This window comes from Ligilactobacillus sp. WC1T17, assembly GCA_900110005.1.
GTDB lineage: Bacteria > Bacillota > Bacilli > Lactobacillales > Lactobacillaceae > Ligilactobacillus > Ligilactobacillus ruminis_A.
In genome coordinates, this window is the sequence record FOCC01000001.1 from 35,161 (window position 1) to 51,842 (window position 16,682).

General features: G+C 41.9%; 16 protein-coding genes. 2 read left to right on the forward strand and 14 right to left on the reverse strand.

Annotated elements, in window-relative coordinates:
• The first annotated feature begins 14 nt into the window (after nt 1-14).
• Nucleotides 15-1,496 carry a threonine synthase gene (gene thrC / locus BMX26_RS00185; RefSeq protein ID WP_075529630.1) on the forward strand — a complete coding sequence of 494 codons (1,482 nt, stop codon included), beginning with the start codon at nt 15-17 and terminating at the stop codon, nt 1,494-1,496.
• Between the two features lie 25 nt (nt 1,497-1,521).
• On the opposite strand, the gene BMX26_RS00190 is transcribed toward thrC, so the two are convergent.
• The 10 genes from BMX26_RS00190 to rfbD form a co-directional block, all read right to left on the reverse strand.
• Complete coding sequence (locus BMX26_RS00190; RefSeq protein WP_075529465.1) at nt 1,522-2,901, reverse strand: amino acid permease; 1,380 nt, start codon at nt 2,899-2,901, stop codon at nt 1,522-1,524.
• An 86-nt stretch (nt 2,902-2,987) separates the two neighbouring features.
• Entirely contained in the window at nt 2,988-3,989 is a 1,002-nt protein-coding gene (locus tag BMX26_RS00195; RefSeq protein WP_075529466.1) for a Stealth CR1 domain-containing protein, read from the reverse strand.
• 20 nt (nt 3,990-4,009) lie between these two features.
• Nucleotides 4,010-5,158 carry a glycosyltransferase family 4 protein gene (locus tag BMX26_RS00200; protein ID WP_075529467.1) on the reverse strand — a complete coding sequence of 383 codons (1,149 nt, stop codon included), beginning with the start codon at nt 5,156-5,158 and terminating at the stop codon, nt 4,010-4,012.
• 122 nt (nt 5,159-5,280) lie between these two features.
• Nucleotides 5,281-6,081, reverse strand: a complete 801-nt coding sequence (locus tag BMX26_RS00205) for a DUF4422 domain-containing protein (protein ID WP_075529468.1) — start codon at nt 6,079-6,081, stop codon at nt 5,281-5,283.
• A gap of 30 nt (nt 6,082-6,111) precedes the next feature.
• On the reverse strand, nt 6,112-6,717 hold the full coding sequence (locus BMX26_RS00210) for a hypothetical protein (RefSeq protein ID WP_180366038.1): 606 nt from the start codon (nt 6,715-6,717) through the stop codon (nt 6,112-6,114).
• Nucleotides 6,615-6,929 carry an acyltransferase family protein gene (locus BMX26_RS09455; protein WP_075529470.1) on the reverse strand — a complete coding sequence of 105 codons (315 nt, stop codon included), beginning with the start codon at nt 6,927-6,929 and terminating at the stop codon, nt 6,615-6,617. Before BMX26_RS09455 ends, BMX26_RS00210 begins: the two co-directional genes overlap by 103 nt.
• 199 nt (nt 6,930-7,128) lie before the next feature.
• Complete coding sequence (rfbB, locus tag BMX26_RS00220; protein WP_075529471.1) at nt 7,129-8,166, reverse strand: dTDP-glucose 4,6-dehydratase; 1,038 nt, start codon at nt 8,164-8,166, stop codon at nt 7,129-7,131.
• A 9-nt stretch (nt 8,167-8,175) separates the two neighbouring features.
• Nucleotides 8,176-8,757: a dTDP-4-dehydrorhamnose 3,5-epimerase gene (rfbC, locus tag BMX26_RS00225; RefSeq protein ID WP_075529472.1), complete on the reverse strand. Its 582-nt coding sequence runs from the start codon at nt 8,755-8,757 to the stop codon at nt 8,176-8,178.
• Between the two features lie 2 nt (nt 8,758-8,759).
• Nucleotides 8,760-9,632, reverse strand: a complete 873-nt coding sequence (rfbA, locus tag BMX26_RS00230) for a glucose-1-phosphate thymidylyltransferase RfbA (protein WP_075529473.1) — start codon at nt 9,630-9,632, stop codon at nt 8,760-8,762.
• Between the two features lie 19 nt (nt 9,633-9,651).
• Complete coding sequence (gene rfbD / locus BMX26_RS00235) at nt 9,652-10,581, reverse strand: dTDP-4-dehydrorhamnose reductase (protein ID WP_075529474.1); 930 nt, start codon at nt 10,579-10,581, stop codon at nt 9,652-9,654.
• A 348-nt stretch (nt 10,582-10,929) separates the two neighbouring features.
• On the opposite strand from rfbD, the gene BMX26_RS00240 reads away from it, so the two are divergent.
• Complete coding sequence (locus BMX26_RS00240; RefSeq protein ID WP_075529475.1) at nt 10,930-12,414, forward strand: nucleotide sugar dehydrogenase; 1,485 nt, start codon at nt 10,930-10,932, stop codon at nt 12,412-12,414.
• A gap of 62 nt (nt 12,415-12,476) precedes the next feature.
• Here the strand turns inward: BMX26_RS00240 and BMX26_RS00245 are convergent, their stop codons facing one another.
• The 4 genes from BMX26_RS00245 to BMX26_RS00265 form a co-directional block, all read right to left on the reverse strand.
• Nucleotides 12,477-13,538: an acyltransferase family protein gene (locus BMX26_RS00245; protein ID WP_143454826.1), complete on the reverse strand. Its 1,062-nt coding sequence runs from the start codon at nt 13,536-13,538 to the stop codon at nt 12,477-12,479.
• A 57-nt stretch (nt 13,539-13,595) separates the two neighbouring features.
• Nucleotides 13,596-15,056, reverse strand: a complete 1,461-nt coding sequence (locus BMX26_RS00250; protein ID WP_075529477.1) for a flippase — start codon at nt 15,054-15,056, stop codon at nt 13,596-13,598.
• 15 nt (nt 15,057-15,071) lie between these two features.
• Nucleotides 15,072-15,416 (reverse strand): hypothetical protein, encoded by a 345-nt coding sequence (locus BMX26_RS00255; RefSeq protein WP_143454827.1) that lies wholly within the window; start codon nt 15,414-15,416, stop codon nt 15,072-15,074.
• Nucleotides 15,417-15,938: 522 nt separating this feature from the next.
• Nucleotides 15,939-16,493 (reverse strand): uracil-DNA glycosylase, encoded by a 555-nt coding sequence (locus BMX26_RS00265; protein WP_180366039.1) that lies wholly within the window; start codon nt 16,491-16,493, stop codon nt 15,939-15,941.
• Nucleotides 16,494-16,682 lie beyond the last annotated feature (189 nt).

A 16,682-nucleotide genomic window follows, 5' to 3' on the forward strand; every position in this document is an offset into this window, starting at 1 on the left:
AAGGAAGTGAAATGATGGCACTTAAATATCAAAGCACCCGTGACCTCAACCAAACCAAAATTACCCCAACTAAGGCCATCCTCAGCGGTCTGAGCCATGATGGCGGACTCTTTGTTCCTGACAAATTGCCTAAATTAGATCTTACTTTAACGCAGCTGCCTCATCTTTCTTACCAGGAACTGGCTTTTAAAATCTTACAGCCCTTTTTTAACGACTACCCCACTGAAATCCTCAGGGAAAACATTCAAAAAGCCTACCAAACGCAATGGGACACCCCTGAAATTACCCCGCTTAAAAGTTTTGGTCAAGTTAATTACCTGGAGCTTTTCCACGGACCAACCTTGGCTTTTAAAGATGTTGCCTTGCAGCTGTTGCCGCACCTCATGTTAAGCGCTAATGAATTAAACCATGACCAAAATGAGATTGTCATCTTAACGGCAACTTCCGGTGACACAGGTAAAGCGGCCATGGCCGGTTTCAGCGATGTTTCTCATACACAAATTATCGTTTTTTACCCTAAAGACGGTGTCAGTGTCATTCAAGAACGCCAAATGCTGACCCAAACCGGTCAAAATACCCACGTGCTGGGGTTGCTAGGCAATTTTGACGACGCCCAAAATGAAGTCAAACGGCTCTTTAATGATCCTGATTTAACGGCAACCTTGTTGAGCCGCCATCAACGCTTTTCTTCGGCGAATTCCATCAATATCGGCCGCCTTTTCCCACAGGTTGTCTATTATTTCTTCGCTTATGGCAGGCTGCTTGAAAAAGGCGTAATCAAAGCCGGAAATCAAGTTAACTTCAGTGTGCCAACCGGCAATTTTGGCGATATCTTGGCGGGCTGGTTTGCTAAAAACCTCGGTCTGCCTATCCATAAGCTGATTTGTGCCTCTAATCAAAATAATGTCTTATATGATTTCTTTAACCAAGGCACCTATGATAAAAAGAGGCCTTTTTATGTAACTAATTCGCCTTCCATGGATATTTTAGTCTCCAGCAACCTGGAACGGCTCTTATACTATATTTCGGGAAAAGATGCCGACTTAACCCAACGTTTGCTAAGTGACCTGCAAAAAAAAGGCGCTTATACGATTACTGAAAACATGCAGGCCCAATTAAGAGACTTTTTTGCCGACTTTGCCGATGAAAAACAAACGCTAGCAGAAATCAAGCGCGTCTATCATGAATTTAATTATTTAATTGACCCGCATACGGCGGTCGCTTCTAAAGCTTACCAGGTTTACCAAGAAAAGACCGGCGATAAAAGGCCAACGGTCATTTTAGCAACGGCCAGTCCTTTTAAATTCCCTCAAACTGTTCTCAATGCTTTGGGAGTTACCAGCGATGATCTAACTGCTTTAACCAAATTGGCAGATTTCACCGGCATCCCTGTACCCGCTGCCATTGACGGCCTCTTTCAAAAGCCGCTTTTGCACCACCAAGTCATTTCACCAATGCAAATGAAAGAAACTATTTTAGCAAGTTTAAGAGCTTAAAAAAAACTGGGTCGCCCCAGTTTTTTTAAGCTTTTTTACGCTGAGTTAAAGGATAGGATAAGGCAATGAGAATTAAGACCACTAAACCAACCGTTACGGAAATCCGCGTATCAGGGTTGATGAACATAAAGACCACAATAACAGCTAAAGCAGCTAAAACAACATAATTCGATAATGGAAACAGCGGCAATTTAAAGGGGTGGTCTTTAAGCAGGTCTTGATTTTCCCGTCTGAATTTCAGTTCCGAGATTAAAATCACAATCCAAGGCACCATGCCGGGCAGGACGCTGGAGCTGTAAACAATCACAAATAAGTTCTCCGCTGATTTATTAGCCAAAGACAGGATAACATTTAACACAAAACCCAGTAAAATTCCCACTGAAATCGCCAAAATGGCCACATTAGGCACAACTTTTTTAGAGAGCCGGCTGAAAAATTGCGGGGCTTCGTGGTCAATGGATAACTTAAATAACATCCGGCTGGCGCTGTAAATACCCGAATTGGCCCCTGACATCGCCGCGGTTAAGACCACAAAATTAATAATGCCGGCAGCTCCCGTAATCCCGACTTTTTCAAAAGTTTCCACAAAAGGCGACCCGACATTAGCCAATTGATTCCAAGGATAGATGGTCACAATCACAAAAATGGCTCCCACATAAAAAATCAAAATCCGCCAAATAATATCCTTGACGGAAGACACAATGGCTTCTTTAGGGTTGGCCGCTTCACCAGCTGTAATTCCCAGCAATTCGATGCCTTGATAAGAGCCGACAATAATTGACATGGAAAAGAAAAAGCCTTTTACACCACCTGGGAAAAAACCGCCATGTTGCCATAAATTGCTAAAGCCAACCGGATGTCCCCCGTTGCCAATTCCCAGTAAAATCACGCCAAAGCCTAAAATAATCATCACAATAATCGTCACAACTTTAATCATGGCAAACCAAAATTCCAAACTGCCATAAGCTTTGGCTGAAGCCAGGTTGGCCAGTGTCAAAATAATAATGACTGCCAGGCCAGCACTCCAACCGGGCAGCGTGGGCCACCAATATTTCAAATACTCGGTCACCGCAATTACTTCACTAATTCCCACTACAATAAATTGGAAGATGTTACTCCACTTCGTTAAATAGCCTGCAACTGGATGGATATAAGTTGTGGCGTAGTCGGCAAAAGAACCGGTTCCGGGCTTTAAATAAATCATCTCGCCCAAAGCCCGCATAACCACATATAACAGCATGCCTACTAAAGCATAGGCTAACAAAACGGAAGGTCCGGTCCATTTAATGGTCGACGTCGACCCCATAAACAGCCCAACCCCAATCGTGCCGCCTAAGGCAATCATTTGCATCTGACCGGATGTCAGTGTGCGGTCTAAATGAATTTTTTTATTATCTTCTGGCATATTTTTCTCCCTTTTAAACCTTAATAATAACTATTATACTCTTTCAAAATAATTGTACAAAAAAAGACGGGAAAACCCGCCTTTTCTTATTTTTCAAATTGGCTCTTTTGCGGCAGCAGGGTATCCATGGTTTTGATAAAATCAGTCATTACCTGATCTTCATCTTGGATATCAAAGCCATCATTGATGCACATTATTTTATATTTATGGGATAAAATCAAATTCCACAAGTCTTGACCTGCATCATCTAAAGTAAAAAGTTTACCCAAGGGGGAGTCATTGACGGCACAATTGCCCGAAGCAAATTGCCAGTATTTAAACAGCCACACGGTCACGTCGTCTTTACTTCTAAACTTGCTTTTAGCTGTCTTTTGTAAAACAGCCGGTTCTTTAGCCCATAATTCTTCGTAAGTTGACTTACATAAAGCATAAGGCAGGTGGTTTTCTAAAAAGCCCCAAAAATATTTGTCATTTTTATAAAGCCAGGTCCGCAAAAGGTTCTTTAAGCCTTGCTTCGGCGATAACAATTGCGCATTTTTGATAATTTCCTGCTTACTAAAATAATCGGTTACAATTTCTAAGGCATTGACTTGAAAATGCGCTGCCCCATAGCGTTCCGGCAAAATCGGCATAATTGCCGTCCGGCTTTTGGGTTTGCCGTCTTCACTGAAGAAATCCGTTGGTTCAACCGGGCTGGTCAAATACATGTCATCGTTAAAGAAGACAAAATGTTCTGATAAGCCTTTAATCCGGTGGAGGTTGGTTTCAATCGGATTGACATTAAAAACCGGCAAATTTTCCGCTTCTAAAAAATCAGTGTGGTCAACGACCTGAATTTTAGCACAATTAAGATCTAAAAAGCTTGGTATCTGCTGGTCTGTCACCAAATAGACCTTGTTAACCCAAGGAGCAAATTTTTCAACTCCTCTAAACCAGTACTTGAATGTTCCCCATTCACGGTAGGCTTTGACAGAATTCATACTCTTTTTCTTCGTACCCGCTTCAGGCATATATTTATTTTTCTTAGCTGTCCACTTGGGATCAGAGCCATCCACCCAAGTCACCACAAAATCGATTGGAAAATCCATCTTATCTACCTCAATCTCGTTTAAATTTGTGTGTAAATGTGTGAAAAATTATTGATAAAGCTATCTTCCGAGAAATGCTCTAAAATCCGCTTGCGCGCATTTTGGCCAAACTGAACATAGCTTTTATCAGTCAACATTTGATCAATCTTTGCTTCCAAAGCTTTAGGATTATTGACTTCCGCTAACAATCCTGTTTGCCCATCGACGGTCATTTCGGTTACCCCGCCATGCTTGTAGCCAATCACCGGTGTCCCACTGCTCATCGCTTCCAATACGACCGTCGGCAGGGGGTCGGGATTGGTACTTGGCATGATTAAGATATCATAGAAGCTGTGAATAGCCGGCGTATCCGTTCTGAATTCGGAAAAAATAATCCGGTCATGATTTTTAATTGCCGCAATTTTTTGCTTTAATTCAGCGACCCGCCATTCTTCACCGGCAAAAGCACTCCCAATAATAAACAAATAAAGGTTGGGATATTTTGCTAACAAGTCTTTAGTAGCTTCTAAAAAATCTCCTTGGCCTTTCCAGGCGTTAACCCGGCCAATCATTCCGACCTTAATGGCATCTTGAGGAACATTCCATTCTTCATATAAGTAACGGTTATCCACCTTGGGGTTAAAGCGGTTTGAATCAACCCCATTATAAATAACTTCGACCAGGTCCTCTTTGACATAACCTGAATCGACCAGGTGCTGTTTGACAGCCTTAGAGACCGCCACACATTTGTCAGCATAGTGGCCGATTAAAAAGCTGATAAACTTGTAAACAACTTTGGGATGCAGGATAATTTCATGCACATGCCAGACCAGTTTACTCTTAAGCTTCTTTTTTAGATAAATGCCTTCTAAAACGGCCGTGGTGTTAACATGAATAATATCAATCTTACGACCCTTTAACAGCCTCATAATCGCCTTAGAGCCCTTGAAATAAGTTGCTCCATATTCAATGATGCCCTTAGGATTAAAGAATTTCCGCCGTAAAATCGGATAAGCCACGACATGCACTTCAATACCGTTTTCTTCCATCTTTTCTCTTAAAACACCATCATTTGGCAAGACCACAATCGGGTGAAATTTTGTTTTATCTAAGCCGCTGACTAATTCCAGCAAAATTTTATCTGCACCATACATTTCTGCACCGGCATGCAAATACAATATATTTTTCATTACTTTACCTCAAAATATCGGCTCAATTACAATAAAGCCCTAATCTACTTATTTTAGCATACTATTTATAGCTTTATTTTTCAATCGCACCAAAAAACCCCACATTTCTGTGAGGCTTTTGCTTAATTAAATTCTTTGCCTAACATAATCAAAGCTGCTTCTTTAAGCGAATGTTTACGGCTCATGTAATCAACACTTAAAATCCCCAGTTCTTTGACACGGCAATTATTATGCTTCAAATAGACACTTAACAGTCTTTCGGATAAAAAGCCGAAAACACGGGCTTGATAAGTATCATAGTCCGAAATATCAATTCTTTTTTCCACTTCAAATAAGATATCAAATAACCAAGCACAATAAGCATCAAAATTCTTTCTAGACGTGTAGAACATGTTATATGAACTGATTGTTTCGCCCTGCATGATTTCATCAAAGGCGGTCAAATATTCAGGGTATTTTTCAGCTATAACCTGCTTAACCGTCAGCAAATCATGTTCATTGTGGCCATATTTATACTGGTCATAAATGCTTTTGCTGTAGCTTCCGTCAACGGCAATCAGCCTTCTTCTCGTGGCCACAATCCAATCGTGGTCTTTAAGCATTTCAGAAGCTGTCTGATCCGTTAATAATTCGATTTTTCTACCCAAGGCATAGCGCCAATGCATCCCCAGGTTGCTGTATTTTGAAAAATAGCGTCGGTAGTGGACTAAGCCGACATTATCGTCATTTTTAACATTTTTCCACACCCAGTAAAGACCGGTAAGTTCACAATAGTTGGGATTTTTAGCTGAAATATTGTCGCCGGTATCATCGCTGAGATAACCTTGGACGTGCCCATTTTTGACTGCGCCCACCAGCACAGTTTTATAGTCAGGCGGGGTGGGATAGTCATATTTTTTATGACTCATTACATAGATTGTCATCTAAAAACTCCTATTCATTCTCTTTCTATTTCAAATTAACGCCAACATTTTGTTTATTTGCGGCGTAAGAAAGTTATTCATGCACATACTCAAAAGCACCACCAGAACAATCATGCCACCATACGTTAATAAGCTGCTTGTGCCAATCCCAACCGCACTGAAAAGAGCCCGCAATGACACATGGACAACGTATAATTCCAACGAAAGCGCACCTGCCTTCTTCAAAAAGCTATTCACTTTCCCATCAAACTTAAAGCAGCCTAAAATCCAAGCAGCTGCAACCATCAACGGTATCGGTGTGAAAAGTTTGATAAGTGCTGGATGCAATTCACCCCTACCGCTTGCCACAGTCCAAATATTGGCAACAAACAATACTGCTCCTGCCAAAACAAATAGCTTATTAAACAAAGAAAACGGCTCATCTTGATAAATCTTGGCGCCATAATAGCTGCCGACAATAAAAAGCTGGACCCTGCTTAAGCCAAGATAGTTATGGGCATAAAATGCAGGCACAAGTCGTTCGCTAACAATCATTAAGGCAAAACTGAATAACAGTAGTTTAAAAGCCTCGTTTTCAGACGCCTTAAAATCTCGGAAATAAACGGAAAGACGCTGTACATCACCAAAATAAAGCAAATAAACCAGTATAATACCATGCCGTCTTTAATTAGACTCACAAAAAACAAATCGTAAGCAAGCGCAGTCCACCCTTTACCGCTAAAAAGGACATCGACCATTACTAGGGTAATAATGGCAGTCAAAAAATATGTGGGCAGAATCCTAACACAACGCTTGTAGTAAAAACGGCTTCGATTTGCATTTTGCGTCCAGGAAAAGTACAGGCCCATTCCAGAGAGAAAGACAAAAACGTCAACCCCTATAGAATGGATAATACCAGCATACAGCCAAACGAACCGTACCCCTTATTACTAGCATCTTCGCACAGATGAAAGAGCATAATGCTGATAATGGATAGGCCAAAGAGCTGGTTGCGATACCTGCTCAAAAGCCCCCATGACAATTTAGTTGTCGTTTTCATAAAGATAATTATTGGCCATTTTTAGCATATTTAGCTTCAACGGCAGCTTTTTGATCTTTCCACCAGTCTTGGTTTTTAGTATACCATTCAATGGTGTGCTTAAGTCCATCACTAAAGTCGGTAAATTCTGGTTCCCAGCCTAATTCAGTGCGCAATTTGGTAGCGTCAATGGCATAGCGCAAGTCATGACCGGGACGATCCTTAACTTGATCATAGGCATCTTTTGGCTGACCCATCATTTCTAAGATCATTTCCAAAACTTCTTTGTTGTTCTTTTCGCCGTCAGCACCGATTAAGTATGTTTCCCCCAAGCGGCCTTCTGTCAAAATCTTCCATACAGCGCTGGAGTGGTCGTTGGTGTGGATCCAGTCACGCACGTTCTTGCCAGTACCATAGAGTTTTGGTCGGATACCAGCCAAGATATTGGTGATTTGACGTGGGATGAATTTTTCGATGTGCTGGTATGGACCATAGTTGTTGGAGCAGTTGGAAATCGTGGCTTTAAGACCAAATGAACGAACCCAGGCTCTAACCAACAAGTCAGAGGATGCCTTTGATGAAGAATATGGACTGGATGGCTTATATGGTGATTCAGGGGTGAATTTTTCACCAGGGCCTTCACCATGGCCCGGCAGGTCTTCGCGCAAAGGAAGATCGCCATAAACTTCGTCGGTTGAAATATGGTGGTAACGAACACCGTATTTGACACAAGCTGTAATCAAAACGGAAGTCCCCACAATATTGGTTTGGATAAATGGTGTTGGATCAACTAAAGAGTTGTCGTTGTGGCTTTCAGCCGCATAATGAACCACTGCATCGGCGTCTTTAACAAGGCGGTCAACAAGTTCTTTGTCGCAGATGTCGCCCACAACCAGTTTTACCCGGTCTTCGGGAAGTCCCGCGATATTTTCCTTGTTACCAGCATAGGTTAATTTGTCTAAGACCGTAACATGTACTTCAGGGTGGTTATTTACCACATAGTGGACGAAGTTGGAGCCGATAAAGCCGCAACCGCCTGTTACGATAATGTTTTTATATTCAGTCATTGAGTCCTCCTAGATTTCACCGTAAACAAATGGGTTATCTTTTTCGAATTCAGTCAAAGTAGGCTGCTTAGCATCTTTTTCAGATGTAATAGCCTTATCAAGATCAATAGGCCAGTTGATGTTAAGTTCCGGTGTCTTAAATGAGATGCCGCCATCAGCTTCTGGAGCGTAGTAGTTGTCACACTTGTACAAGAAGTTGACATTATCGGTCAAAGTTACGAAACCATGCGCAAAGCCCTTTGGTACGAGGAGTTGACGGTGGTTGCTTTCAGACAAGATATAGCCTTCCCACTTCTTGTATGTAGGTGAACCCAACCTAAGGTCAACAATAACGTCCAAAACAGCCCCGGTTGCTACGCGGATGAGCTTGGTTTGCGCCTTATCGCCTCTTTGGAAGTGAAGGCCTCTTAAAACACCGGCTTGCGTTGACAAAGAGTGGTTGTCTTGGATGAAGTCAAAGTCAATGCCGGCTTCTTTGAAGTCGCGGTCAGAATAACTTTCCGTAAAAAAGCCACGGTTGTCGCCGTAAACGGCTGGTGTGATTAATTTAACGTCTTGCAGGTTTGTTTCTTGTACTAATAATTTACCCATTATTATTTTTCCTCCTCAGCTAAGCGTAATAAGTATTGACCATAGTCATTTTTCTTTAGTGGTTGTGCTAATTCAACCAAGCGGTCACGCGAAATCCAGCCCATGCGGTAGGCGATTTCTTCTAAACAGGCCACTTTTAAGTTTTGGCGCTTTTGAATGGTTGCGATAAAGCTGGCAGCTTCAAGCATTGAATCATGTGTACCAGTATCAAGCCAGGCATAGCCGCGACCCATGAGCTTAACGTCAAGTTTGCCGCGTTGCAGGTATTCTTTGTTAATGTCGGTAATTTCAAGTTCTCCACGGGCTGAAGGCTTTAAGTTCTTGGCAATACCGACGACATCATTGTCATAGAAGTAAAGACCGGTTACCGCATAGTTTGACTTTGGATGTTCTGGTTTTTCTTCGATGGACAAAGCATGCATGTCTTTATCGAATTCAACCACACCAAACCGTTCAGGATCATTGACATGGTAGCCAAAGACAGTAGCTCCATCAGTCTTTTTAGCTGCTTGCTGCAACTGTTCAGAAAGGCCGCCGCCATAATAGATGTTATCCCCTAAGATAAGACACACGGAATCGTCACCGATAAAATCAGCGCCTAAGATAAAGGCTTCCGCCAAGCCATTAGGATGTTCTTGAACTTTGTAGGACAAATGAATGCCAAAATCAGAACCGTCACCCAATAATTGTTCAAATAACGGTGTGTATTCCGGGGTTGAAATCACTAAGATATCTCGGATTCCCGCTAACATCAACGTAGACAAGGGATAATAAATCATCGGCTTGTCGTATACAGGAATGAGTTGTTTTGAGATACCTTTAGTAATCGGATAAAGACGGGTCCCAGACCCGCCGGCTAAGATAATACCTTTCATGTAAATACCCTCTTTTTGATTAGTCAGCTGCTTTTTGAGCAGCCAAAATTTCCAAGTAGCGCTTTAAAGCATCCTGCCAGGTTGGCAAAGGCTTAAAGCCGTTTTTAACCAGCTTAGACTTGTCAAGACGGCTGTTAAATGGACGCGCTGCCTTAGAGACACCATATTCAGCAGTTGTAACCGGCTTAACCGTTACCTTTTTACCGGCTTGCTTGAAGATTTCCTTGGCAAAATCGGCCCAGGAAATATAGCCGCCTTCATTAGTTGCGTGATAATAGCCATACTTGTCGGTTTCAGCCATATCAACCAAAAGACGCGCCAAGTCATAAGTGTAGGTTGGAGTCCCGATTTGGTCGGAAACCACGGTCAATGTATCATGATTTTCAGCTAATTTAAGCATGGTCTTGATGAAGTTTTTGCCATTAACCCCAAAGACCCAAGCAATCCGGACGATAAAGTACTTATCTAAAGTGTTGGCAACAGCCAATTCCCCTTCAAGCTTAGTTTGACCATAAACATTTAAAGGCTTATAGTCCTTGCAATCAGGATCCCAAGGTGTGGTGCCTTGACCATCAAAGACATAATCGGTGGATAGATAAATCATCTTGGCATCCACTGCCTTAGCAGCGTCGGCAATATTTTGCGTACCATCAACGTTGATGGCATGAACTTTAGCTTTTTTATCTTCGTCTTCAGCCAAATCAACCGCTGTCCAAGCCGCACAGTGCACAATGACATCCGGCTTAACTTCAGCAATGGTTTTTTCTACGGCGTCCTTGTCGGTGATGTCCATAGAGACATATTCAGCTTCCGTTACGTAGCTTCCATCTTTAATACCGGCATATTCCGGTGCCAGGTCAGTGCCGACACCAGTATATCCGCGTTTATGTAATTCATTCATGACGTCATGACCCAATTGGCCTGCAACGCCGGTCACAAAAAATTTCATGGCTTAAACTTCCTTTATCTTATTTACTGTTAATATTGTAGTTGAAAAGATAGTATTTGTAAAACTTTAATTTAAGAGCTTTATTGAATTAATATTTTCCAAACAGCACTTAGCATCTGCTTACAAAGCTTCTCAAAATTTTTTCATGCAACGACGTATAGCATAAAATTTACAACGGGTATTCTTCCGGTATAGCAAAGAAAAAAATTTTTCACAACTGCTCAGCCCAAATCGTAGTTGCTTAAAACAACATAACATAGGAAGTTGAACATCTAAAAGCCTAGATGTATACTAATAATGTAGTAAAAAAGAAAATTAACGTTGCTAAAAATAACAAAGGAGAGCAAAATGAAAAAACTATCACTCAAAAAGCTGGCTAGCCTGGTGACTGACGGCCGGGCCGCACAAAACATGACCCAGCAGGAACTCGCTGATAAGACCGGCATCAACCGGTCAATGCTGTCAAGACTGGAAGCAAGAGACTACACCCCTTCTATCCCTCAATTAGAAGCCTTGGCTGATACCTTAAACTTTGACATCACAGACCTCTTCACAGATAACCAAAAGGATAACCAATTCCAAACGGTATCCCCATTAAACATCGCCGTGGCCGGTACCGGCTATGTAGGCCTTTCAATCGCCACCCTCTTAGCCCAGCATAACCACGTTACAGCAGTAGACATCATCCCTGAAAAGGTTGAATTAATCAACAATAAGAAGTCCCCTATCCAAGACGACTACATCGAAAAATACTTAGCAGAAAAAGACTTAGACCTGACAGCCACCCTGGACGGAGCAGCTGCCTACAAGGATGCAGACTTCGTGGTCATCGCAGCTCCTACCAACTACGATAGCAAGAAGAACTACTTCGATACCTCAGCCGTAGAAGCAGTAATCGAACTGGTCTTATCCGTCAACCCCAATGCTATCATGGTCATCAAGTCCACAATCCCGGTCGGCTACACTGACTCAGTAAGAAAGAAGTACCAGACAGAAAACATCATCTTCTCACCAGAATTCCTCCGCGAATCAAAGGCGCTTTACGACAACCTCTACCCAAGCAGAATCATTGTGTCAACCGACCCTGAAAATGACAGACTGGTCCAAGCTTCCCACAAGTTCGCTGCCCTCCTCCAAGAAGGAGCCATCAAGGAAAACATCGACACCCTCTTCATGGGCTTCACAGAAGCAGAAGCCGTTAAGCTCTTCGCCAACACCTACCTGGCACTGAGAGTCTCTTACTTCAACGAACTGGACACCTACGCAGAATCCAAGGGCTTAAACACCCAAGAAATCATCAATGGTGTCTGCCTGGACCCAAGAATCGGCCAGCACTACAACAACCCATCCTTCGGCTATGGCGGCTACTGCCTGCCAAAGGACACCAAGCAGCTTCTGGCCAACTACCAAGACGTCCCAGAAGACCTAATTGAAGCAATCGTGAAGTCAAACAGCACCAGAAAAGACTTCATCGCAGACCAAGTCCTTCAAAAGGCAGGCTACTACTCCTACTCAGATGACAACGACTACAACCCTAAAGAAGAGGCCCCAGTCACAGTCGGTGTCTACCGTCTGACAATGAAGTCCAACTCAGATAATTTCCGCCAATCCTCAATCCAAGGTGTCATGAAACGCATCAAGGCCAAGGGTGCCCAAGTAATCATCTACGAACCAACCTTGGAAAACGGCACAACCTTCTTCGGCTCAAAAGTCGTAAACGACATGGACGAATTCAAGTCCCAATCAAACGCCATCATCGCCAACCGTTACAACGAAATCTTGGATGACGTTCAGGACAAGGTTTACACCAGAGACATCTTCAAGCGCGACTAAAACGATTTCAATATGTACCAAAAAGCAAGGAACAAGTTCAATCCGAACTTGACCTTTGCTTTTTATTTTGCAGAAAATTTATCAACCAAGGCAAATACCCTTTGTTTAACTTTAAGAAGGTTGAAGACGGCAATCCTAATCTTATCAATGATAACCGTAATGACAATCAGCAGCAGAGAGATGAAAATTCCAGCAACTACCACAACAAACAGATTAGACACACCTGTCATGTCAAAGACTTTCCAGATAGTCGCAACCACATTGGAGTTTTCAGTCAGCAAATATGAAGCAAAGACAGAACCTGCCACATAGTTTATAAACTTATTGGAAAAAGCCGGCAGACTCTCAAAAATCAAGAAGATTGCCGCAGCTGCAACGTATGGCAAGAAACCATAAGCCAGACGAGTTATGTTCCCATCAGTGCCTAAGACCAGCCCCAAAACAACAATAGATGACAGCATCAAAGTATAGGTTACAAGGAAAATCAGAACCAAGTATCCCTGCTTAATCCGCAAACCATACTTCTTAATGTAGCCGCCTAAAAGATAAACCGCCAGCAAGTCGCCAAAACCTTTATCCCAAGAAAAGATAGTGTTGTTGACAACCGGCAGACACTCAGCAAAGAAAATACTCAAAACCAGTAACACAACATACTGCTTCTGGTTAATTTGAGTTAAAATCCGATTAATAAATGGAATCAGCAGCACCAGCATGATGTAGGCTGTCACAAACCAGTAGTTATTGAAAATAACAGGGAAAAATCCTTTAAGCGCTCCACTCAGAGAAAAGGTACCGAAACACAGACTCCCCACAACAAAGAGAAGCACTGAGTAAACCCAGACTTCCAGCCAAACTTTCAAAGCCCGCTTTACGCTAGCCCCGTAAGTCACATCAATCTTCCCCGCCATAAAGTAGCCGGTAATTAAAACAAAGATGTCAACACCGACTTGCCCTAGAGGACGGTAAATCTGGTAGGAAACAAGCTGCCCCAATATTGCGGCAGTATCAAACTTCCAAGGCTCTTCACCTGAATAGTGGTTCATCACGATGAAAAGCATGGAGATAATTCTCAGTAATTCCAGCCAAGAGTTTCTTTCTGTTCTGTTCTGTTCTGTTCTGTTCATAATAGATTTATTTTTCTTCACTATCAACAGTGAAACTTTCTCCTCCGTAATTTAAATTTAACGTTTCATTTTAGCTTTTGCCTGTTCCAGGAATGAATACATCACGCTATTCTTTAATCCTAACAGAATACCGGCATAGACTGCAGCCGATCCTATGACGGAAATTGCTAATCTTACAAACATCTGCTTGAATGCAATCGAGCACAGTAAACATACCACAGCAACACCTGCACAGCCAATGAGGACTGTGGCGATATTTTCCCAGGTCTTCTTATCCTTGAAAACAAAACCTGTGATGTCGCGACTGAAATAGTAGTTCATCGACATCATGGTAAACTCTGCCAGCAAAGTTGTCAAAGCGGCTCCTCTTTCTGCCATCAGTGGAATCAAGATTAAGTTGAGACCGATGTTTAAGCAAGCCGAAGTTGTTGAAGAAATTAATGTCTTCTTCTCCCGCTTAGCCGGCATCAAAGCACACTGATTAAAGATTGTCGACATGGCCGACCCCAGAATGGCAAAGCAGGAAATCCTCAGCGCCACAACGGCACGCAGGTACTTTACCCCGGCGATAAGGATAATCACGTCATGGCTGACCGCAAAAAGACCAATGATACCGGGCAGGACGATGAAGAGCACGGTGTTAATCAGCTGTTTGAGCAGCTTGTTGTATTCTTCCATGCGCTTTTGTCCCATCAGCATTGCCAATCTCGGGATAGTGACCGCAAGCATAGCCATCAGCATCTGGCCGGCAATACTATAAATCTTGGTGGATGTCGAATAGATTCCGACTTCATAATCTGATTTCATGAACCCAAGCATGGTCGTGTCCGCACCGACATAAATCTTGATAGCAACCGTAGAGCCGAAGATTGTGAAAATCGGCAACAGGTAAGCTTTCCACGGAATGTCGAGAGTCAGCTTGATGTCGCAAAACTTTCTGGCATGCAGGAAATTAAGGATGTACGACCCGGTTGAGGCAATAACGGTGATAATGACATAGTTAAGGTAGTCATCTTTTTGCCGCACAAAGATAAAGAGAAGGATGATGGAGATAACCTTAAAGATGAGATTTCTCACAGTGATATAGCCATACTCTTCAAAAATGGTGTACACCCAATCGGTCCCAAGTGTGGTAAAGAAAATCTGCACACTGAAAATCAGGATGGCAGCCGTATAGTTATGCAGGATGGGCACAGCAATCATGGTAATGAACAAGAGCAGGTAAGCCGCCGCAGTTGCGACCAGGTTAATGGTGAAAACCTGGCTGGCAAAGCGGGAAATCTGCTTCCTATCATCGCGATACTTGGAACCTTCTCTGACGGCAAAGGTAGAAATTCCCAACGCAGCAATCAGCAAAAAGTAACTCACGATGGAATTGGCAAAGTTATACTTCCCCACCCCATCAACAGACAGGGTCCGCGAGATATAGGGAAAGGTTATCAGCGGAAATATTAAGTTTAAGAGGCTCTGCAGACTGTTTAACAGTGCATTGAGACCGAGAGATTTTTGTTTTTGCATTTTGTTTTGCCTTCCTTAAGAATCAGAGCTGTTCTTCTCCATCTTTTCAAACAAATCATCACATTTATTTTGGAGATTATTAGTTTGACTTTCCAAACTAGCTATCTTATTGTCATTTGATTTTACTATGATGTATACCACTACAACAGCAACTAATACAATCAAAATCAATAGTACAAACGCCCAATGACCATCATTAAATTCAATCAAACTGCTATTTATACTTTTAATCTTGCGTAACATGTACCCCAAAATAAGTAATAAGATAGTCAATGATGTAGACAGCATAATTTTTACTGCATTTCTAATTTTGACATACTTGCTTTGCTGAGTATTAACACTTTCAATATCATCTTCCAAAATCTTTTCAATTGCTTTCTTTTGCTATTACTGCTCATATCTTTCTCCTGTTCAATGATTAACAATACAGTACGAATTGCCTCTTCCTTCATCGTACCATCATCATTCCTTAAGTCTCTGCTTCCACGAAAAATGGAAAATATCTGTCTTTCTTCCCAGTGAACCTTTAACAGATATCGACACATAATCCGCAAAAGTTCCTTATCTTCGTCCGTTAAATACCACGTTTTACTGAAGTAATCGTCACACAACTTGATAAAAGTATTACTCATCCAGCGAAAAGACAAAATTTTGATTTTCTCCTTAGAATGCGTTGCATAGCGAAAGGATGCACGAATCCGGTAAACATCGTCCCGATTAATATCATCTTTTGAAGCAATATCATAGATTTACTTGCGCCAGCCAGATTTGATATCCAAGCTGTCATCAAGACTATAACGTTGTGCGATGTAAAATGCCAGCACAGCAGCAACTATTACAGCAAGTATTTCGCTCATAGTAAATCTAACTCCTCTTCATTCATCAAATTGACCAGTCAATTCGGATGCAAATTGTGCAACCGTAAAAGCTATTGGTATCATTAAAAGAATCTGTGGTCATAAATAGCGGCATGGTTGACAACTTTCCATCCCAAGCTGGGTATGCAGAAAGAATTATTTTTGCTTTATCTTGTTGGATGTGTTTTTTATTGATTTCTTCTTGGATAATACTGATTTTCTTGCGAGCTTCCCCGCCCCAAAGCAGAAACACTACTGGCTTATCGCACTTGCAAACCTGTCTGCTGATTTCATCGGTAATTTTATCCCAACCAATATCAGCGTGTTGGTTGTTTCCATCATCGTCTTTTTTACAGAAAGTCAATTTGGTATTCAATAGTAATATTCCTTCCCGCCATGCCCAAGGGCTCAAGTCAACAGAAGTCCCTTTTTTTGGTATACGTATATTTCTGTTTTCAATAATCCTCTTAACAGACTTAGCAGAACCTATCGCACATGAAAATGCCAATCCACATGCTTTATTGTTCGGATAGGGGTCTTGTCCCAAGATAACTGCCGTGACATCTTGAAATTTAGTCAAATCTAAAACTTTAAAAATGTCTTTCTGCTTAACCGGAAATACTCGCAACTTTGGATTATTGTAATCTTATTGAATAATTTCATCTATATTTGCAAGAAGATTTTTTTGATCAACTAACGGAATATCCCAAGCTTTTTGGAAAATTCACAACCATAGAATTTACACCTCCCTAATAAACACAAAGTTTCC